This window comes from Streptomyces sp. NPDC046977, assembly GCF_040644455.1.
Classification (GTDB): Bacteria; Actinomycetota; Actinomycetes; order Streptomycetales; family Streptomycetaceae; genus Actinacidiphila.
This window is the reverse complement of the sequence record NZ_JBEYWO010000028.1, coordinates 67,779-86,806: the sequence shown is the minus strand read 5'-3', so window position 1 is coordinate 86,806 and position 19,028 is coordinate 67,779. Positions and strand designations below refer to the sequence as shown.

Annotated in this window: 16 protein-coding genes; 8 read left to right on the top strand and 8 right to left on the bottom strand. The window is 72.4% G+C overall.

What is annotated here, in order from left to right; translation table 11 throughout:
* The first annotated feature begins 29 nt into the window (after positions 1-29).
* Positions 30-1,523 carry a ribonuclease Y gene (gene rny, locus ABZ883_RS33190; protein WP_360912840.1) on the top strand — a complete coding sequence of 498 codons (1,494 nt, stop codon included), beginning with the start codon at positions 30-32 and terminating at the stop codon, positions 1,521-1,523.
* Positions 1,524-1,571: 48 nt separating this feature from the next.
* Here the strand turns inward: rny and ABZ883_RS33185 are convergent, their stop codons facing one another.
* The 5 genes from ABZ883_RS33185 to ABZ883_RS33165 all read right to left on the bottom strand — a co-directional run bounded on the left by ABZ883_RS33185 (position 1,572) and on the right by ABZ883_RS33165 (position 6,688).
* Complete coding sequence (locus ABZ883_RS33185; protein WP_360912838.1) at positions 1,572-3,227, bottom strand: FAD-dependent monooxygenase; 1,656 nt, start codon at positions 3,225-3,227, stop codon at positions 1,572-1,574.
* Positions 3,228-3,332: 105 nt separating this feature from the next.
* Positions 3,333-4,181 (bottom strand): amino acid ABC transporter permease, encoded by an 849-nt coding sequence (locus ABZ883_RS33180; protein WP_360912836.1) that lies wholly within the window; start codon positions 4,179-4,181, stop codon positions 3,333-3,335.
* Positions 4,178-4,825 carry an amino acid ABC transporter permease gene (locus ABZ883_RS33175; protein WP_360912834.1) on the bottom strand — a complete coding sequence of 216 codons (648 nt, stop codon included), beginning with the start codon at positions 4,823-4,825 and terminating at the stop codon, positions 4,178-4,180. The genes ABZ883_RS33180 and ABZ883_RS33175 overlap by 4 nt, the downstream gene beginning before the upstream one ends.
* 142 nt (positions 4,826-4,967) lie before the next feature.
* Entirely contained in the window at positions 4,968-5,885 is a 918-nt protein-coding gene (locus ABZ883_RS33170) for a glutamate ABC transporter substrate-binding protein (RefSeq protein ID WP_360912832.1), read from the bottom strand.
* A gap of 26 nt (positions 5,886-5,911) precedes the next feature.
* On the bottom strand, positions 5,912-6,688 hold the full coding sequence (locus ABZ883_RS33165) for an amino acid ABC transporter ATP-binding protein (protein ID WP_360912830.1): 777 nt from the start codon (positions 6,686-6,688) through the stop codon (positions 5,912-5,914).
* Positions 6,689-6,991: 303 nt separating this feature from the next.
* Between ABZ883_RS33165 and ABZ883_RS33160 the strand changes: the two genes are divergently transcribed.
* Positions 6,992-7,705: a response regulator transcription factor gene (locus ABZ883_RS33160; RefSeq protein ID WP_360912828.1), complete on the top strand. Its 714-nt coding sequence runs from the start codon at positions 6,992-6,994 to the stop codon at positions 7,703-7,705.
* A gap of 12 nt (positions 7,706-7,717) precedes the next feature.
* Positions 7,718-9,106, top strand: coding sequence for a HAMP domain-containing sensor histidine kinase (locus ABZ883_RS33155; protein WP_360912826.1), 1,389 nt, complete (start codon positions 7,718-7,720; stop codon positions 9,104-9,106).
* On the opposite strand, the gene ABZ883_RS33150 is transcribed toward ABZ883_RS33155, so the two are convergent.
* Entirely contained in the window at positions 9,081-9,848 is a 768-nt protein-coding gene (locus ABZ883_RS33150; RefSeq protein ID WP_360912824.1) for a GntR family transcriptional regulator, read from the bottom strand. The genes ABZ883_RS33155 and ABZ883_RS33150 overlap by 26 nt on opposite strands.
* A 274-nt stretch (positions 9,849-10,122) precedes the next feature.
* Here ABZ883_RS33150 and ABZ883_RS33145 point away from each other — a divergent pair, with 274 nt between their 5' ends.
* The 5 genes from ABZ883_RS33145 to ABZ883_RS33125 are packed head-to-tail and all read left to right on the top strand — an operon-like array spanning position 10,123 to position 15,935.
* Positions 10,123-11,274 (top strand): ABC transporter substrate-binding protein, encoded by a 1,152-nt coding sequence (locus tag ABZ883_RS33145; protein WP_360912822.1) that lies wholly within the window; start codon positions 10,123-10,125, stop codon positions 11,272-11,274.
* Positions 11,271-12,164 carry an ABC transporter permease subunit gene (locus ABZ883_RS33140; RefSeq protein ID WP_360912820.1) on the top strand — a complete coding sequence of 298 codons (894 nt, stop codon included), beginning with the start codon at positions 11,271-11,273 and terminating at the stop codon, positions 12,162-12,164. The genes ABZ883_RS33145 and ABZ883_RS33140 overlap by 4 nt, the downstream gene beginning before the upstream one ends.
* A complete protein-coding gene (locus ABZ883_RS33135) occupies positions 12,152-12,988 on the top strand; it encodes an ABC transporter permease subunit (RefSeq protein ID WP_360912818.1) in 837 nt (278 codons plus the stop codon). The genes ABZ883_RS33140 and ABZ883_RS33135 overlap by 13 nt, the downstream gene beginning before the upstream one ends.
* An 8-nt stretch (positions 12,989-12,996) precedes the next feature.
* The gene (locus tag ABZ883_RS33130; RefSeq protein ID WP_360912817.1) at positions 12,997-14,109 is read left to right on the top strand and encodes an ABC transporter ATP-binding protein; all 1,113 of its coding nucleotides are present in this window, start codon (positions 12,997-12,999) and stop codon (positions 14,107-14,109) included.
* Positions 14,110-14,156: 47 nt separating this feature from the next.
* Positions 14,157-15,935, top strand: coding sequence for an HAD-IA family hydrolase (locus ABZ883_RS33125; protein ID WP_360912815.1), 1,779 nt, complete (start codon positions 14,157-14,159; stop codon positions 15,933-15,935).
* Between the two features lie 33 nt (positions 15,936-15,968).
* Here the strand turns inward: ABZ883_RS33125 and ABZ883_RS33120 are convergent, their stop codons facing one another.
* Together ABZ883_RS33120 and ABZ883_RS33115 are read right to left on the bottom strand one after the other, a co-directional pair.
* Positions 15,969-17,810, bottom strand: coding sequence for a bifunctional serine/threonine-protein kinase/glutamate ABC transporter substrate-binding protein (locus ABZ883_RS33120; protein WP_360912813.1), 1,842 nt, complete (start codon positions 17,808-17,810; stop codon positions 15,969-15,971).
* A gap of 171 nt (positions 17,811-17,981) precedes the next feature.
* The gene (locus ABZ883_RS33115) at positions 17,982-18,965 is read right to left on the bottom strand and encodes a TAXI family TRAP transporter solute-binding subunit (protein ID WP_360912811.1); all 984 of its coding nucleotides are present in this window, start codon (positions 18,963-18,965) and stop codon (positions 17,982-17,984) included.
* Positions 18,966-19,028 lie beyond the last annotated feature (63 nt).

Here is a 19,028-nt window from a genome sequence, read left to right as displayed (position 1 = left end):
GTGGCCTCGCAGACACGGGAGTTGGTGCCATGGGCATCGCGCTGGGGACCGGATCCGTACTCACCGTCGTGGCCGCCTCCGTCACGGTCGTCGTTGTTGCCGCCCTCACCGCGTACGCCCTGCTGCTGCGGCTGCGCGCGGAGCGCGAACGGCTCCGCACTGCCGCCGAGCGCGAGGCCCGGGAGATCCGGGCCACCGCCAAGGAGGAAGTCCGCGAGATCCGGGCCGACTTGGAGCGTCGTGAGCAGCGGCTCATCGACCGTGAGGCCCGCATCGACGCCGAGTCCGAGCAACTGCACCGGCGCCGCCGCGAGGTGGCGGACGAACGCGACGAGCTGGACCGCCGTCGCGCCGAGGTGAACCGGCTGGAGGACGAGCGGCGGGCCGTGCTGGAGCGGGTCGCCGTCTACACCGCGGCCGAGGCCCGCGGCGACCTGGTCCGCTCCGTCGAGCAGCAGGCCAAGCGCGAAGCCGCCCTCATCGTGCGGGACATCGAGCGCGCCGCCCGCGACCGGGGGGAGGAGCGGGCCCGGCGCATCGTGACCGCGGCGATCCAGCGGGTGGCGACCGAGCAGACCGCCGAGTCCGTGGTCTCCGTGCTCCAGCTGCCCGGGGACGACATGAAGGGCCGCATCATCGGCCGCGAAGGGCGCAACATCCGTGCCTTCGAGGCGATCACCGGCGTCAATCTGATCATCGACGACACCCCCGAGGCGGTGCTGCTCTCCTGCTTCGACCCGGTGCGCCGCGAAGTCGCCCGCCTCGCGCTGGACGCCCTGGTCACCGACGGGCGCATCCACCCGCACCGCATCGAGGAGGTCTACGAGCGCAAGGTCGCCGAGGTCGAGCAACTGTGCGTCCGGCACGGGGAGGACGCGCTGACCGAGGTCGGCATCACCGACATGCACCCGGAGCTGACCACCCTCCTCGGGCGGCTGCGCTACCGCACCTCGTACGGGCAGAACGTGCTCGGCCATGTCCTGGAGTCCGCCCACATCGCCGGCATGATGGCCGCCGAGCTCGGCGTCGAGCCCGCCCCGGTGAAACGCGGCTCCCTGCTGCACGACATCGGCAAGGCCCTCACGCACGAGGTCGAGGGCAGCCACGCTCTGATCGGCGCGGACCTCGCCCGCCGGCACGGGGAGTCCGAGGACGTCGTCCACGCCATCGAGGCCCATCACAACGAGGTCGATCCCCGCACCGTCGAAGCCGTCCTCACCCAGGCCGCCGACGCGATCTCCGGCGGCCGCCCCGGCGCCCGCCGCGAATCCCTGGAGAGCTACGTCCGCCGCCTCAAGCGCCTGGAGCAGATCGCCGCCGCCCAGCCCGGCGTCGTCAAGGTCTTCGCCATGCAGGCCGGCCGCGAGGTGCGGGTGATGGTGCGCCCCGACGACGTCGACGACGTCCAGGCCCAGGTCATCGCCCGCGACGTCGCCAAACAGGTCGAGGAGGAACTCACCTACCCCGGCCAGATCCGCATCACCGTCGTCCGCGAGTCCCGCGCCACCGAGTACGCCCGCTGAACGGGCGGCCCCGGCGGACCGCTGACCCGGCGAACCGGCGACCGCCGATCAGTGCGGAACGGGGTCCTCGACCGGGGACGGAGGGCCGCCGCGGGCGAGGTCGGCATAGGCGTAGAGCTCGGTGGGACGGCAGCCGGTCATCACCGTGACGAGGTGGCCGTCGGGACGGATCAGCAGCACGCTGTGCGCCGCGGAGCCCGGATAGGCGTCGGTGACGAGCAGTTCGGCCCGCTGGGGGAGTGCGGAGACCGCCTTGGCGAGCCGGGGCATGAGGCCCGCGGTGAGCCAGTGCCGGCTCTCCCACACCCCGGTGCCCGGCGCGACGAGGACGACCAGCAGATCCCGGCCCAGGTGCTCGTACAGATGGCCCTGGGAGCCGTCGAGGGCCGTGACGGGGACGTCGGCCACGGCTCCGCCGGGTGGTGTGGCGCAGGCGGCGATCAGGGGCGACGGCGCGTCGGCGGGGCCGCCCACGGTGGGCGGGGCGGAGCCGCGCGGCGCCGGCAGGGCCAGCGGGGACCGGGCGTAGACCGGCGAGGCCCCGAGGGGACCGCGTCCGATGTGGCTGTCGGTGAGGAGTTCGGCGTACCGCCGGGCGGAGCCGGACAGCACCGAGCGCCGCACCGTGTGCCAGACGCCGTTGGCCCGCAGCAGCGGCAGCACCTGGTCGGTGGCGCGCAGCCGGGCGCCGACCGCGCCGCGCCGTTCGGCCTGATAGCTGTCGAGCAGCGTGTCGGAGGCGCCGTGGTGCCAGGCCAGCGACAGTTTCCAGCCGAGGTTGTCCGCGTCCCGCAGGCCCTCCTCGACGCTCTGCGCGCCGAGCGCGCCCGTCAGGTGGGCCGCGTCGCCCGCGAGGAAGACCCGTCCCGTGCGCCAGCGCCGGGCGAGCCGCTGGTGCACCGGGTACTCGGCGGAGCCCAGCAGCTCGTACGGCGGAACGCTTCCGCACCAGGCGGTGAGGGTGCCCCGGACGCGGGAGACCAGCTCGTCGGAGGTGAGGTCCGCGCCGCGTGCGGGCAGCAGCCAGTCCAGGCGCCACACGCCGTCCGGCAGCGGACGCGCCGTCACCTCAGGCCCTGCGCCCGGTCCCGGGGGCTCGCGGTGCAGCAGGGCCACGCCCTCGTCGGGGAGTGCGACCCTCAGCGCGGCGACCGCGTGCCGGTCGACGGCGGTGCGGCCGGGGAAGCGGACCCCCAGCAGCTTGCGCACCGTGGAGCGCGGTCCGTCGCAGCCGATCAGGTAACTGCCCCGCCACCAGGTGCCGTTGGCGCCCCGGGTGCGGACGCTCACTCCGGAGCCGTCCTGTTCCACGGCGTCCACGTGCGCCCCGGGTACGAGCCGGGCCAGGGCCTGGGCGCCGATCGCGGCGCGCAGGCCGTGCTCCAGCCGTTCCTGGGTGATGTGCAGGGGAGAGGGTCCCTGGCCGCCGTGCCCCTCGGTGCCGAACTCGACGCGGACGGTCTCCTGGCGGCGCCGCAGCGTGCGCCAGGCCGTCCATGTCGCGCCGTCCTGGTGGAGCCGGGTGTGGCCGAGCCGGGCGACCAGGGCGGCGGTCTCGGGCGTCAGGACGGCCGTGCGCTCCGGGGACGGGGAGGGCGCGTGGTCGTGCTCGTCCAGGACGATGCTCGGGACGCCGTGCCGTGCCAGGCAGAGAGCGAGGGCGAGTCCGGTCGGACCCGCCCCCGCGATGATCACCGGGTCCACGGTGCGGTCCCGGGAAGATGTGCAGTCACATTGCGTATGCAACCCACTGCGGGTGCGTGCGTCAAGTGACGACACCTGGCGGGGGGTGGTGCGCCTGGCGCACCGTCACTCCGCCGCGGCTTCCACGGCCTTGATGTCACCGGCCCTGGGCGGGGCGCCCTTGCGGCTGCGGCGGCCCTGGCGCTCGATCCAGTTGGCCAGCGCGCTCAGCGCGAGGCACATCGCGATGTAGATCGGCCCGATCACGATGATCATCGGGATGAAGGGGAAGCCGGCGCTGTTCTTGGCGATGAGGTTGCCGGTGTAGAGCAGCTCCTCGTAGGTGATGATGTAGCCGAGCGAGGTGTCCTTGAGGGTGACGACCACCTGGCTGATGATCGAGGGCAGCATCGCCCGGACCGCCTGCGGGATCAGTACGGAGACCATGACCTGCGTCTTGCGCAGGCCGATGGCGTACGCCGCCTCGCGCTGCCCCTTGGGCACGGCGTTGATGCCGGCCCGGAAGATCTCGGCCTGCACGGAGCCGTTGTAGAGGGTCAGGCCGATCACCAGGGCCCACAGCGGGGCGGAGGTGAAGACGCCGACGTACAGGGCGAAGATCATGATGAGCAGCGGCATCGCGCGGAAGAACTCCACGACGACGGTGGCCGTCCAGCGCACCGGCGCGTGGTCGGAGAGCCGCCCGGCGGCCAGCAGCGCGCCCAGCACCAGGGACAGGACCACGGCCAGCGCGAAGGCCTTCAGCGTGGCGAGCAGGCCGTCGACGATCCGCTGCTGGATGTCGGTGTACTGGAAGGGCTCCCACAGGTACGAGGCGAACTGCCCCGACGCGTCGAGGCGCCGGTAGACGAACCACAGCAGGACGAGGATCGCCAGCGCGGCGACCGCGCCGAAGACCCGGTTGCGGAGCCTGGCCCGCGGGCCGGGCGCGTCGAAGAGGACGTTCGCGCTCATCGGGCCACCGCCAGCCGGTTCTCGAGCAGCCGGAAGACGGCGCTGATGAAGAGGGTGATGATCAGGTAGGCGACGGCCACCCAGATGAAGATGAGGAAGATGTTGTAGCCCTTCTCACCGAGCGTCTTCTGGACGCTGAACAGCTCGAAGACGCTGAAGCCGCCGGCGATCGCGGAGTTCTTGGCGAGCGCGATCAGCAGACTGCCCAGCGGCGCCACCACGGTGCGGGTGGCCTGCGGCAGCACGATCAGGCGCAGGGTCTGGCCGAAGGTCATCCCGAGGCTGCGGGCGGCCTCGGCCTGGCCCAGCGGCACCGTGTTCATGCCGGAGCGCACCGCCTCGCAGATGAAGGCCGAGGTGTAGCAGCTCAGGGCGAGCACGGCGAGCTGGAAGAAGCTCCAGGTGTTCAGCCCGAGCCGGGGCAGCACGAGCGCCGCGACGAAGAAGAGCAGGGTCAGCGGGGTGTTCCGCAGCAGCGTGACCCACACCGCGCCGAACCAGCGCAGCGGGGGCACGGGGGACACCCGGAAAGCGGCCATGATCACCCCGAGCACCAGGGCGATCGCCCCGCTGAGCGCGGTCAGTTCGACCGTGCCGAGGAACCCCTCGCGGAAGAGCGCGAAGTTGTCCAGCAGTACGTTCATCGATTCTCCGAAACCGATTCTCCGAAAGGGGTGCGCCGGCGGCCGCGCCGGGCCGCCGGCGCGTCAGGCTCAAGGGCTCGGGCTGTGCCGGGGGAAGGACGGGACCCGCGTGGGGGCCGGGTCCCGTCCGGAACGGGGAGGGTCAGGACTGGAGTTGGGGGATCTCCGCGCTCACGCCGGACTTGCCGAGCGTGGCGTCGTAGGCCTTCTTCCAGTCGCCGTTGTCCTCGTGGTTCTTCAGGGCCTCGGTGACCGCCTTCTGCAGGACGGTGTCGTCCTTGAGCAGGCCGACGCCGTAGGGCTCCTCGGAGAACGGCTTGCCGACGACCTCCAGGTTGGCCGGGTCCTGCGCGGCGTAGCCCTTGAGGATGGCGTCGTCGGTGGTGACCGCGTCGACCTGGCCGGAGGCGAGGTTCTGCACGCACAGCGAGTAGGAGTCGTACTCGACGGTCTTGGCGCCGTAGCCGCCGTCCTTGATCCGCTGGATCGAGGTTGAGCCGGTGGCCGAGCAGACCTTCTTGCCCTTGAGGTCGTCGGTGCTCTTGATGCCGCCGCCCTTCTTGACCAGGAGGTCCTGGCCCGCGACGAAGTACGGGCCGGCGAAGGAGATCTGCTTCTTGCGCTCGTCGTTGATCGTGTAGGTGCCGACGTAGTAGTCGACCTGGCCGCCGGAGATGGCGGTCTCGCGGTTGGCCGACTGGATCGTCTTGAACTCGATCTTGCTCTCGTCGAAGCCGAGGTCGGCGGCGACCATCTTGGCGATCTCGATGTCGAAGCCGGAGTACTTCTTGCTGCCGGGGTCCTGGTAGCCCAGGTTCGGCTGGTCGGCCTTGACGCCGATGACGAGCTTGCCGTCCTTCTTGATCCGGTCCCAGGTCTTGGACCCGGCCAGGTCCACGCCGGTCTTGACGGTGTACGAGGGCAGTTCGGCGGCGGCGGCGCTGCTGGAGCCGCCCGTCGGCGCGCTGGAGGAGGGCGAGCCCTCCTTGCCGCACGCGGTGGCGGTCGCGGTCAGTGCCAGGACGGCGAGTCCGGCGGCGGCGGTGGTACGGAACCTCATCGTCATCATCCTTAGGTCGGCAAACCTCAGTGGTGGAGGATCTTCGAAAGGAAGTCCTTGGCCCGGTCGCTCCGGGGATTGCTGAAGAACTGGTCCGGACTCGCCTGCTCGACGATCCGGCCGTCGGCCATGAAGACCACCCGGTTGGCGGCGGACCGCGCGAAGCCCATCTCGTGGGTGACGACGACCATCGTCATTCCGTCGCGGGCGAGCTGCTGCATGACCTCCAGCACCTCGTTGATCATTTCCGGGTCCAGCGCCGAGGTCGGCTCGTCGAAGAGCATCACCTTCGGCTCCATCGCCAGCGCGCGGGCGATGGCGACGCGCTGCTGCTGGCCGCCGGAGAGCTGGGCCGGGTACTTGTCCGCCTGGCTGCCCACGCCCACCCGGTCCAGCAGGGTGCGGGCGCGTTCCTCGGCGGACTTCTTGTCGGTCTTCCGGACCTTGACCTGCCCGAGGGTCACGTTCTCGAGCACGGTCTTGTGCGCGAAGAGGTTGAAGGACTGGAACACCATGCCGACGTCGGCGCGCAGCCGGGCGAGCTCCTTGCCCTCGGCGGGCAGCGGCTTGCCGTCGACGCTGATGCGGCCGGTGTCGATGGTCTCCAGCCGGTTGACGGCGCGGCACAGGGTCGACTTCCCGGACCCGGAGGGGCCGATGACGACCACGACCTCGCCGCGTCCGATGCTCAGGTTGATGTCCTGGAGCACGTGCAGAGCGCCGAAGTGCTTGTTCACGCCCTCCAGCACGACCAGGGCGTCGGCCGTGGCCGTGACGTCCTCGGTCACCGGAACCTCCGTCATCGGCGTGTGCTCCATCCTCGTCGGTTGACTCATCGGTTGACCAGACCTTGAAGATCGACCCTATTGACATCGGAGGAACCGAGTCACCCGATCTGAGGGGAACTTGAGCATCACGATCCGATTACCGATGGACACAATTCCTGCACGCTGGGTGAGCGCGCGGCCCGGTGGAGCGTACCGGCTCCGTAACAGTCGGCCCGTGGCGCCCGGAGCCGCTTGACGCGCGCGGCGCCGATCCGCGTGGATGCGGGGGATGGGTCATCATGGCCGGAACATGGAGGCCCGGCGGCGGGAGGTGAACGGATGAGGCTGCTGCTCGTGGAGGACGACCACCGGGTCGCCGCCGCGCTGGCCGCCGTGCTCGGCAAGCACGGACTGCAGGTCACCCATGCCCGCAGCGGCGAGGAGGCCCTGCACGCCCTGCTGCCGGACCACGGTCCGGCCTACGACGTGGTCCTGCTCGACCTCGGCCTGCCCGACCAGGACGGCTTCGAGGTGTGCAGCAGGATCCGGCTGCGCACCGGCATTCCCGTGATCATGGTCACCGCCCGCGCCGACGTGCGCTCCCGTATCCACGGCCTCAACCTGGGCGCCGACGACTACGTGGTGAAGCCGTACGACACCGGGGAACTGCTCGCCCGCATCCACGCCGTCTGCCGCCGCAAGGCCCAGGAGGCGCCCGCCGCCGAGGGCGAGGGCGGCGAGACCGCCGTGGACGGCGGGCCGATCCGGCTCGGCCCGGTCTGCCTGGAGCCGGCCACCCGCAAGGTCACCGTCGGCGAGGAGCCGGTGGCCCTGACCCGCAAGGAGTTCGACCTGCTGGCGATGCTCGCGCAGCGGCCCGGTGTGGTGTTCCGCCGCGAGCAGATCATCAGCGAGGTGTGGCGGACGAGCTGGGAGGGGACCGGGCGCACGCTGGAGGTGCATGTGGCGTCGCTGCGCTCCAAGCTGCGCCTGCCGTCCCTGATCGAGACCGTGCGCGGGGTCGGCTACCGGCTCGTCGTGCCGCCCTCCTAGGAGCCCCGCCCGGTGCGCACCCGGCTGCTTCCCCTGCTCATCGTGCTCATGGCCGGTGTGCTGCTGGCGCTCGGGTTCCCGCTCGCCGCCAGCCTGGCCGCGGCCCAGCAGCAGCGGGTCGTCGTCGACCGCATCGACGACACCGCGCGCTTCGCCGCGCTCGCCCAGTACGTCAACACCGACACCGGCGGTGAGCGCGAGGGCACGCTCAAGGCCGACCTGCTGCAGTACCAGCAGGTGTACGGCATCCGGGCCGGTGTCTTCGGCCGCGACGGGCGGCCGATCGCCTCCGCGCCGGCGGGCTGGCTGCTGCCGGAGGGCGGCGAGGCCAGGACGGCGTACCGCGAGGCGCTGGCCGGGCGCCGCAGCCACGACCCCCGCCAGATCTGGCCCTGGCAGCACCGCCGGCTGCCGGTGGCCTCCCCGGTGGTGCGCGACGGCGACGTCGTGGCGGTCGTGCTCACCGACTCGCCGACCGGCGCGATGCGTTCGCGCATCCTGCGCGGCTGGCTGCTGCTGGCCGCGGGCGAACTCGCCGCCATGGCTGTCGCCGTGGTGGCGGCCATCCGGCTGACCGGCTGGGTGCTGCGCCCGGTCCGGGTGCTCGACCGGGTCACCCACGACATCGCGACCGGCCGCATGAAGTCCCGTGTCGCGGCCGCCGGCGGGCCGCCCGAACTGCGGCGGCTGGCCCGTTCCTTCAACGAGATGGCCGACAACGTCGAGGAAGTCCTCGACCAGCAGCGGGCCTTCGTCGCCGATGCCTCGCACCAGTTGCGCAACCCGCTGTCCGCGCTGCTGCTGCGGATCGAGCTGCTCGGCCTGGAACTCCCCGAGGGCCACGAGGAGATCGCCTCGGTCCAGGAGGAGGGCAAGCGCCTGGCCTCCGTCCTGGACGACCTGCTGGGCCTGGCCACCGCAGAGCACGCCGAGGCGCACCTCGCCCTCGCCGACGTCGCCGCCCTCACCGCGGAACGTGTCGAGGCCTGGCGGCCGGTCGCGGACCGCGAGGGGGTGGAGCTGTCCTACGACGGTGTCGCGGCGGCCACCGGGTGGGCGGACCGGGTCGCGCTGTCCAGCGCGCTGGACGCCGTCATCGACAACGCCCTGAAGTTCACCCCGAGCGGTGAACGGGTGCGCGTCGGCACCGCCGTGGCGACCCGTCCCGGCCGGGTCGAGATCACCGTGTCGGACGGCGGCCCCGGCCTGCACGGGGACGAACTCGCGCGCATCGGCGACCGGTTCTGGCGCAGCCCGCGCCACCAGAACGTGGACGGCTCCGGGCTGGGGCTGTCCATCGCGCGGGTCCTGCTCACCCAGGGCGGCGGCGGCATCTCCTACGCCCCGAACGAGCCGCACGGGCTGCGCGTGACGCTCACCGTGCCCCGAACGGCTCCCTGAGGCCCGGACCGGCCTGACGGGCCAGCGGGTTGGACCCTATGGAGTTGTGGATGCTGAAGTTGACGGCGTCCGAGCGGTAGCGGTCGTCCGACCACTCGACGGGGCGGCCCTTCTGAGTCGTCGTCACCCGCCGCACGCGCAGCAGCGGGCTGCCGCGGCGCACACCGAGCAGTTCGGCGTCCTTGGTGCCGGCCGAGACGGCGTCGATCAGATGCTCGCCGTAGGCGAAGACCAGGCCGGTGTCGTCGTACAGCCGCTGGGTCACCGACTCGCAGTCCGGCTCTATGCGCCGCACCGCGGGCGCGATCCAGTCCGCGTACACCGTGCGCTCGACCAGGACGCGCTCGCCGTCCAGGCCGCGCACACGCAGGACGTACAGCACATCGGTGCCCGCGCGCAGGTGCAGGCGGGCGGCGTCCTCGGTGCCGGCCGGCCGGGTCTCGGCGGAGACCACCTCGCCGGAGGCTGCGCGGCCCATGGCGCGGGCCCACTGGGCGAAGCTGCGCAGCTCCGCGAAGCTCTGGCTGCGGCGGCTGGCCAGGACGACCCGGCGGGCGCCCTGCCGGGAGCCGATCAGGCCCTCGGCGGTGAGCGCCGCGATCGCCTGCCGCACCGTGCCGCGCGAGACGCCGTGGCGGGCGGCCAGTTCGGTCTCCGGGGGCAGCAGGGCACCGACCGTGTACTGCTCGTCGTCGATGGCCCGCCGCAGCTCCTCGGCGATCTCCTCGTGCCGCGCCGTCACCACGTCCCCTTCCGTTCATTCGCCTGCCGTCTGCGCACAACAGGGGTCAGCGTAGACGAGCCGGATTGTTTCCGTCCGTGCGGGCATCGGTCAACTCCCTGACGAGACAAATCGGTTGTCATCAGCGACGTACTGTCCTTCGGCAGCTGTCCGGGGTTCTCGTTGCGTTAACGGAAAGGACATGGATGCCGGGCCTACTGGGGTCCACTTGTTCAAACAAGTGATGCCGGTCCTCGTACCCCCAGGACCCGACACCCCTACCCAGGAGAGTTCCGTGCCCGCGTCCCTCCCGAAGGCGGCAGCCGTCGCCGCCGGTCTTGCCCTGACCGCGCTGGCCCTCAGCGCCTGTGGCTCCGCCCCCGCCTCCCAGACCTCCGCCGACGGCAAGAACGCCGCCACCGCGACCTCCGCCGAGGACTTCGGTGGCATGGACGCCCTCGTGGCCGCCGCCAAGAAGGAGGGCACCCTCAACGCGATCGCCCTGCCCCGCGACTGGGCCAACTACGGCGAGCTGATCGACGGCTTCACCAAGAAGTACGGGATCAAGATCAACGACGAGACCCCGGACGCCGCCAGCCAGGACGAGATCAACGCCGTCACCTCCCGCAAGGGCCAGGACCGCGCCCCCGACGTCCTGGACCTCGGCAGCTCCTTCGCGCTCAGCGGCGCGCAGCAGGGCCTCTTCGCCTCCTACAAGGTCGCCTCCTTCGACGACATCCCGGCCGCCCAGAAGGACGCGCAGGCGCGCTGGTACAACGACTACGGCGGCTACGTCTCCATCGGCTGCGACGCCAAGCGCGTCAAGGCCTGCCCGACGTCCTTCGCCGACCTGCTCAAGCCGGAGTACAAGAGCCAGGTCGCCATGAACGGCAACCCGACCAAGTCCGGCTCCGCCTTCGGCGGCGTCTACGCGGCGGCCCTGGCCAACGGCGGCTCCTTCGACAACATCCAGGCCGGCCTGGACTTCTTCGCCAAGCTGAAGAAGAACGGCAACTACACGCCCGTCGAGTCCACCCCGGCCACCGTCGAGAAGGGCGAGACGCCCATCTCCATCGACTGGGACTACCTGAACGCCGGCTACGCCAAGGAGTTCGCCAGCAAGGGCCTGGACTGGAAGGTCGTCATCCCCGAGGACGGCAAGTACGCCCAGTTCTACTCCCAGGCGATCAACAAGGACGCCCCGCACCCCGCGGCCGCGCGCCTGTGGCAGGAGTACCTCTACAGCGCCGAGGGCCAGAACCTGTGGCTCAAGGGCTTCGCGCGCCCCGTCCTGATGCCCGCCATGGAGACGGCCGGCACCCTGGACAAGGCCGCCGCCGCCGCGCTTCCCCCGGTCACCGGCACGCCGTCCTTCCCGACCGAGGACCAGCAGGCCAAGGCCAAGGACGTCCTCGCCCAGGGCTGGGCCAAGGCCGTCACCTCGTGACCGTCACCGTCGCGCCCGCCGCCGACGCCGGGGAGAAGTCCCCGGCGCGGCGGCGCCCCGCCGGCTGGCTCGCCGTGGCCCCCCTGCTCGTCTTCGTGGCGATCAGTTTCGGGGCCCCCGCCCTGGCCATGCTGAACGGCGCCTTCACCGTCAAGGACCCCGCCACCGGGGCCTCCTCGTACACCACGGCCAACCTGACCCACTCGCTGCAGGGTGCCTACCTGACAGCGCTGTGGGGCAGCGTCAAGCTGTCCGCGCTCTCCGCGGCGATCGGCACCGTGTGCGGGCTGCTGCTCGCGCAGGCCGTGGTCACCTCGCGCTTCCGCGCGCTGCGCGAGGCCGTTCTGACCGCCTCCGGTGTGCTCGCCAACTTCGGCGGCGTGCCTCTCGCCTTCGCCTTCGTCGCCACCCTCGGCAACTCGGGCATCCTCACCCGCCGGCTGGGCCTCGCCGACAAGGGCTGGAACCTCTACAGCTTCTGGGGCCTGGTCATCGTCTACCTGTACTTCCTCATCCCGCTGATGGTGCTCACCGTGACCCCCGCGCTGGACGGTCTGCGGGTCCAGTGGCGTGAGGCGGCGCAGAACAACGGCGCCACCGGCGTGCAGTACTGGCGGCACGTGGCGCTGCCGGTGCTGGCCCCCTCGCTGCTCGGCGGCTTCGTGCTGCTCTTCGGCAGCGCCTTCGCCGCGTACGCCACCGCCGCCGCCATGGTCGGCAGCTCGGTGCCGCTGGTACCCCTGCAGATCGCCGACGCCATCTCCGGCAACGTGCTGGTCGGCCAGGAGAACGTCGGCCTGGCCCTCAGTCTCGACATGGTCGTCGTCGCCGGCCTGGTCATGGCGATCTACCTGCCCCTGCAACGACGGAGCGCGCGATGGCTCGTGTGACCACCGCACGGCTGCGGCCCGGGCGGACCCTCGTCCTCGCCTTCGCCGCGATCTACTTCCTGGTGCCGCTGGCCGCCTCGGTGATCTTCACCGTGGACGTCCCCGGCCAGGGCTTCACCCTCGATGCCTACGGGCAGATCTTCAAGGCCGAGGGGTTCACCACCAGCCTGCTGCTCTCCCTCGGGCTGGCCGCCGCCACCGTGCTCGTTGTCCTGCTGCTCATGGTGCCCGCCATGGTGGCGCTGCGGCTGTCGGTGCCCCGGCTGCGCCCCGTGGTCGAGGTGGTCTGCTCGCTGCCGCTGGTCGTGCCGCCGATCGCCCTGGTCGCCGGCGTCCGCACCGTCCTGGGCTGGGGCCCGGAGTACCTGTCCAGCACGCCCCTGTTCCAGACGTTCGTGGCCGTCCAGAACCCGGACTTCCCCGTGGTGCTGGTCCTCACGGACGTGGTGATGGCGCTGCCGTTCGTCTACCGGGCGCTCGACGCGGGCCTGCGGGCGATCGACGTGCGCACCCTGGTGGAGGCCGCCCGCTCCTGCGGGGCGAGCTACCCGCGCGCGCTGGTCGACGCGGTGCTCCCGAACCTGCGTGGGGCGCTGCTGAACGCCGCGTTCCTTACCCTCGCGCTCGTGCTCGGCGAGTTCACCGTCGCCTCGCTGCTCGGCTTCCAGCCCTTCGCCGTGTGGATCGTCACCGCAAGCGGTTCGCAGGCCCAGTTGTCCGTCGCCGTCTCGGTGCTCAGCCTGCTCGTCACCTGGGTGCTGCTGCTGGCCCTGACGACCTTCAGCGGACGCCGTTCCTCGACACGCACCGCCTCCCAGGAGTGACCGACACCATGACCGACACCGTCCCTGCCCCGCCCACCGACGCCGTGGCGCGCGCCGCCGGCGGCGCCACCGTCGAATTCCGGGCGCTGCGCCGGACCTTCGGCACCACCACCGCCCTCAACGGGCTGGACCTGACCGTGCAGCCCGGCGAACTGCTCGCCCTGCTCGGCCCGTCCGGTTGCGGCAAGACCACCGCGCTGCGCATGCTCGCGGGCTTCGAGCACCCCGACTCCGGTCAGGTCCTGGTCGACGGCAAGGACGTCACCTCGACCCCGGCGCACCGCCGCGACGCCGGCATGGTCTTCCAGTCCTACAGCCTCTTCCCGCACCTCAGTGCCGCCGACAATGTCGCCTTCGGGCTGCGGATGCGCAAGGTCGGCACCGCGGAGCGCCGCAAGCGCGCTGCCGAGCTGCTGGAGCTCGTCGGCCTGCCGAGTCACGCGGACCGGTTCCCGCACCAGCTCTCCGGCGGTCAGCAGCAGCGTGTGGCGCTCGCCCGCGCGCTGGCGCTGCGGCCGCGGGTGCTGCTGCTGGACGAGCCGCTGAGCGCCCTGGACGCCAAGGTGCGCACCAGCCTCCGCGAGGAGATCCGCCGCCTGCAGCTGGAACTCGGCATCACCACCTTGTTCGTGACGCACGACCAGGAGGAGGCGCTGTCCATGGCCGACCGCGTCGCCGTCATGAACGCCGGCCGCCTGGAGCAGTGCGCCGCCCCCGCCGAGCTGTACGACCGCCCGGCGACCGCCTTCGTCGCCGAGTTCGTCGGCACCAACAGCCGGATCCCGGGCCGCATGGCCGACGACGGCTACGTCGAGGTCCTGGGCCGCCGTCTGCCCGCGCAGAGCGGCACCCCCGACGGCCAGGACCACCGCGACGGCCGCGACGTGGACGTGCTGGTGCGTCCCGAGGCGGTGAACGTGGCCGCCGACCCCACCGGTGACGCGCACGTCGTGGCGACCGCATTCCTCGGCGCCGTCACCCGGGTGACCGTCCGGCTGTCCGACGGCACCGACGTCAAGGCCGACCTGCCCAGCACCGAGGCCGCCGCGCTGCCGCCGGGCGCGGCCGTCTCGCTGACCCTGCCCGACCGTCCCGTCCTGGTGGCCGCACGCGCCGCCTGACCCGACAGCACCGCCCATCCCCCCACACCCCGTTGAAAGAGAGCCCCGTGACCCACCCTCCGACCCACCCGCTCCAGGCCGTCCTGTTCGACATGGACGGTACGCTCGTCGACACCGAGCAGCTGTGGTGGGAGGCGGTCGAGCAAGTGGCCGCGGGGCTAGGGCACGTGCTCGGCGACGCCGATGTGACCGAGGTCCTCGGTCAGGCCGTCGAGCACACCGCCGCACATCTGGTGAGCACGACCGGGACGGCGACCCGCGCCGACGAGCTGGCCGCCGTCCTGCACCACGAGTTCGCGACCCGGGTCCGGGTCCGTACCGTGCCGCGCCCCGGCGCGATCGAACTGCTCGACGAGCTGGCCCGCCACGCCGTCCCCATAGCGCTGGTGTCGGCCTCGTCCCGCGAGGTCGTCGACATCGTCCTCGACGTCCTCGGCCGGGACCGCTTCGCGGTCTCCTTCACCGCGGACGACACCGAGCGCACCAAGCCCGCCCCCGACCCCTACCTCGCCGCGGCCCGCGCCCTGGGCGCCGACCCGGCCTCGTGCGTCGCCGTCGAGGACACCCCGATCGGCGTGGCCTCCGCCGAGGCCGCGGGCTGCCGGGTGCTCGCCGTGCCCTCCCTCGCGCCGATCCCGCCCGGCCCCGGGCGCCTGGTGCTGGACAGTCTGGAGCGGGCCGGCATCGCGGTGCTGCGGGACCTGGTGGACCGCGCGCCGACCTTCCTGGTCCCCGCCCTCACCACCCGCGCCGCCCGCGTCGGCGAGCCCTTCCGCGCCACCGTCGGCGGCCTGCTGCGCGGCGCCCCCGTGACATGCGCGAAGAGCGCCGGACCCGACTGGGCCGAGGTCTCCGCCGACGGCACCGTGACCGGCACCCCCGACGCGCCCGGCGAGGCCGAGATCACCGTCACCGCCACCGACGACACCGGGCGCGCCGCCTCGGTCACCCTCCGGGTGCCGGTCGCCGCGGCCGGTGAGCCCCTGGTGCGGCACCTGCGCGTCATGACGTGGAACCTGTGGCTCGGCGGCACCAGGGTCGACGACCACCGCGACAAGCAACTGCGCGTCCTGCTGGACGCGGACGCCGACGTCGTCGGCCTCCAGGAGACCCGCACCCACTCCGCCAAGGAACTGGCCGAGGCACTGGGCTGGGACTACCACCAGGCCGGCGACAACCTCGGCGTCATCAGCCGCTATCCGATCGTCTCCCGCCACGGCCTGCCCGCGACCCCGTTCTACGGCGGCCTCGGCGCGACCGTCCGCCTCGACGCGGACCGCGACGTCACGCTGTGGAGCGCGCACCTGAACTACACGCCGTACGGCCCCTACGACGCCCTCCACGACCGGCTGCCGGTCGAGGCGCTGGCCGAGCGCGAGGCGGCCTCGGGCCGCCTCGGCGAGATGCGCCGGATCCTGCACGACATGGCCGGCGACCTCGACGCCCGCGACACCACCCCGGTGCTGCTCGTCGGGGACTTCAACGTCCCCTCCCACCTGGACTGGACCGCCGCGGCCGCCCCGCTGCACGGCGGCCGCGAGGTGCCCTGGCCGGTCACCCTGGAGGCCGAGGCGGCCGGGCTGCGCGACTCCTACCGCGACGCCCACCCCGACCCGGTGCGCGACCCCGGCACCACCTGGTCGCCGGTGAACCCCGAGCCCGAACCGCAGGACCGCATCGACTTCGTGCTCTACGCGGGCCGCGGGCTGGAGGTCCTGGACTCCAACGCACTGGTCACCGGCGAGCCCCGCCCCGAGCCCGACGTCGCGGGCAACGCGTGGCCCTCCGACCACGCCGCCGTCGTCACCACCTTCGCGCTGCGCTGAGCCCCGCGGGGCCGCCCGGGGACCCCGGCGCCGTCAGGCGCAGTCCTCCATCTCCTCGGGCGGCCGCTGGTCCGCGAGCTGCTGCGGGGTGAGCGGCTTGAGGTGCCTGATGTACGACGCCCGCCAGGCACCCGAGGTGATCTCGTCCTGGATCGCGTCGCATATGGCGTGCTTCAGCGCGGGCTCGTTCTGGTGGATGCCCACGCCGTACTCCTCGCTGCCGAACGGCACGCCGAGCAGGCGCAACTGCGCGGAGTGCTGGGCCTGGTAGCCGGCGAGGATGATGTCGTCGGTGGAGACGGCGTCGACGTGGCCGGCCAGTAGTTCTTCGACGCAGATCCCGTACGAGGCCTGCTGGTCGGTCTTTATCAGCGGGAACTGCTTCCCCAGCCGCTCGGCGGGAGTGGAGTCCGTGACCGTGCACACCTTGCGGCCGAACAGGTCCTGCGCGCCGTGGATGGGCGAGTTCGTCCGCACCAGGAAGTCCTGCGCCGCCTGGTAGTACGGGCCCGCGAAGTCGACCAGCTTCTTGCGCTCCGGCGTTATCGAGTAGCTGGCCACTATCAGGTCGACCTGCCCGGCCCGCAGCCGGTACTCGCGGGACTGGGTGTCCACGACCGTGAACTGGACCTGCTGGAAGCCCAGATGGCGCGCGATCGCCCAGGCCAGGTCGATGTCGAAGCCCTCGTAGCCGCCCTTGGCGGTCGACGAGGCGAGACTGAGCCCGGGCTGGTCCTTCTTGACGCCGACGAGCAGATAACCCCGCTCGCGGGCCGCCTGGTACGTCGGCGACCCGGCCAGCCGCAGCCCGTTGCCGTCCCGCAGCCCGTCGGTGGCGAACCAGCCCGCCGCCGCCAGCACCACCAGCCCCACACCGCCCGCCAGCAGCGCGCGCCAGCGCCGCCACGCGGGGCGCCTGCCGGGCCGCGGCGCCGGCCCGGCGCCCTCCGCCACCGACGGGTCCGTGAGCGGCTCCTGCACCGGTGCCGACTCCGTCCCCGTGGCCTGCGGGTCGTAGTCGGACAGCACGGGCAGGGGGAACTGCGGGGTCTCCTGCGCCACGTGCTGCAGCAACTGCTCGGCGCGCTGCGCCGTCGTCCGCGCCGCCGGGTCCTTCACCAGCAGCCCGTCGATCAGCGGGCGCAGGGGCCCGCCGTGCGTCATCGGCGGCGGCTCCGAGGTGCGCACCGCCTCCAGCACCTCGTACGGCGTCGGCCCGCGGAAGGGCGCCCTGCCCTCGACCATCTCGTACAGCGTGACGCCCAGCGACCACAGGTCGGAGGCGGGTGTCGGGGGCTGCCGGTTGGCCACCTCGGGGGCGAGGTACTGCGGGGTGCCCACGGTCTCGTGCAGCCGCGTCACCTGGGCCGCGCCCTCGAAGGTGGCGATGCCGAAGTCCATCAGCACGGCGCGGCCGTCGCGCCGGAAGAGGATGTTGTGCGGCTTCACGTCCCGGTGCAGCACGCCGGCCGCGTGCACCGCGCGCAGTCCGCGCAGCACCTCCAGACCGATCTGCGCCGCCTGCATCGCCGGCAGGCGGCCCCGCTCGCGCAACTGGTCCGCCAGCGAATGCGGGTTGACCTGCTCCATGACGATCCAGACCTGGCCCTCGGCCTCGATCACGTCGTGCACCGCGACCACGTGCTCGTGCCCGATGCGGGCGATCGCCTGCGCCTCGCGGCGCGCCCGCTCCACCCACTGCGCCTGCGTCTCGGGGTCCAGCGCGCCGCGGAACAACAGTTCCTTGACGGCGACCTGACGGCCGAGCCGGTTGTCGTACGCCTCCCAGACCACGCCCATGCCGCCGCGCCCGAGCTGCCGGCGCAACTCGTAGCGGCCGTCGATGAGGGTCTCCGGAATACCCTCAGTGCTCATGCCTGTGCCCCCATCGGTCCGTGGTCGGCTACAGGTTATGGGGCGGCGCCAGGGATGAACATCGGCCCCCGGGAAGGGAGATGATCACATGTCGGACGGAACGCCGCTTAAAGGGCCCGCGGCCCGCGCGCCGGGGCACGGCACAATGCCGCCGGGAGCACGCCGGCGGGCCTACGGCTTCACGGAGCGGTAGTAGCGCTCGGCCCCCGCGTGCAGCGGGAGCGGGTCGGTGAAGACGGCCGTCCGCAGATCCACCAGCTGTGCGGCGTGCACCTCCTGGCCGATCCGGTCCCGGCTGTCGATGACGGTCCGGGTGAGCCGCTCCACCAGCCCGGTGTCCTCCCGGTCCGTGGTGATCAGCAGATTGGCCACCGCGATCGTCTGCACGGCCCGCCCGCCCTGGATCCTCGGATAGGCGTCCGCCGGCATCAGGGCCTGCCGGTAGTAGCCGGACTCGTCGCGCCCGGAGTGCAGCGCTGTCACGAGGTCGCCGAGCTGGACCAGCCTGATGTCGGAGCGCTCCGCCAGATCCGTCACGGCCTTGGTCGGCAGCCCGCCCGACCAGAAGAACGCGTCCAGCTTGCCCTCGCGCAGCAGTTGCGGCGCCGTGTCGATGCCGACGGGCTCCCGGTGCACGTCCCCCTCGTGCCCGAGCCCCGCCGCGGTGAGCAGCCGCCGCGCTATGAGGTTCACTCCCGAGCTGGGCTGGCCCACGCCGACGCGCAGCCCCCGCAGGTCCTTCGCCGACCGCACCGCGGAGCCGGCGGGCACCACCAGCTGCATGTAGTCGTCGTACAGCCGCGCGCAGGCCCGCAGCCGCCCGGCCCCCGCGCCCCGGTAGTCCGCGACCGCGTCGGCCGCGGCGATGGCGAAGTCCGCCTTCCCGGTCGCCACCCGGCGCACGTTGTCCACCGAGCCCTCGGAGGGCACGAGCCGCACCTGGACGCCCGGCAGATCGGTGCGCAGGTAGGGCTGGAGCCGCTTGCCGTAGGTCTCGTAGACGCCGTTGCGCGACCCGGTCGAGAACGACACGGTCCCCCGGGGGCGCGACGGCCCGTCGGCGGGCAGCAGCCACCACAGCAGCAGCGCGGTCGCCGCCGCGCTCGCCAGCACCGCCTGCACGGCCCGGCGCCTGCTGATCCGGGGAGCCTTCATCGGGGCGATACTGCCAGCCCCCTCCCGCCCTGGCCAGCGTGCGCCACGGGCGCCGCGGTGACC

Bases quoted from the DNA above. Each gene is read 5' to 3' on its own strand.
- rny (WP_360912840.1), top strand. From the start codon at position 30: ATGGGCATCGCGCTGGGGACCGGATCCGTACTCACCGTCGTGGCCGCC.
- ABZ883_RS33180 (WP_360912836.1), bottom strand. From the start codon at position 4,181: ATGAGCGCGAACGTCCTCTTCGACGCGCCCGGCCCGCGGGCCAGGCTC.
- ABZ883_RS33175 (WP_360912834.1), bottom strand. From the start codon at position 4,825: ATGAACGTACTGCTGGACAACTTCGCGCTCTTCCGCGAGGGGTTCCTC.
- ABZ883_RS33170 (WP_360912832.1), bottom strand. From the start codon at position 5,885: ATGAGGTTCCGTACCACCGCCGCCGCCGGACTCGCCGTCCTGGCACTG.
- ABZ883_RS33165 (WP_360912830.1), bottom strand. From the start codon at position 6,688: ATGACGGAGGTTCCGGTGACCGAGGACGTCACGGCCACGGCCGACGCC.
- ABZ883_RS33160 (WP_360912828.1), top strand. From the start codon at position 6,992: ATGAGGCTGCTGCTCGTGGAGGACGACCACCGGGTCGCCGCCGCGCTG.
- ABZ883_RS33135 (WP_360912818.1), top strand. From the start codon at position 12,152: ATGGCTCGTGTGACCACCGCACGGCTGCGGCCCGGGCGGACCCTCGTC.
- ABZ883_RS33130 (WP_360912817.1), top strand. From the start codon at position 12,997: ATGACCGACACCGTCCCTGCCCCGCCCACCGACGCCGTGGCGCGCGCC.
- ABZ883_RS33120 (WP_360912813.1), bottom strand. From the start codon at position 17,810: ATGAGCACTGAGGGTATTCCGGAGACCCTCATCGACGGCCGCTACGAG.
- ABZ883_RS33115 (WP_360912811.1), bottom strand. From the start codon at position 18,965: ATGAAGGCTCCCCGGATCAGCAGGCGCCGGGCCGTGCAGGCGGTGCTG.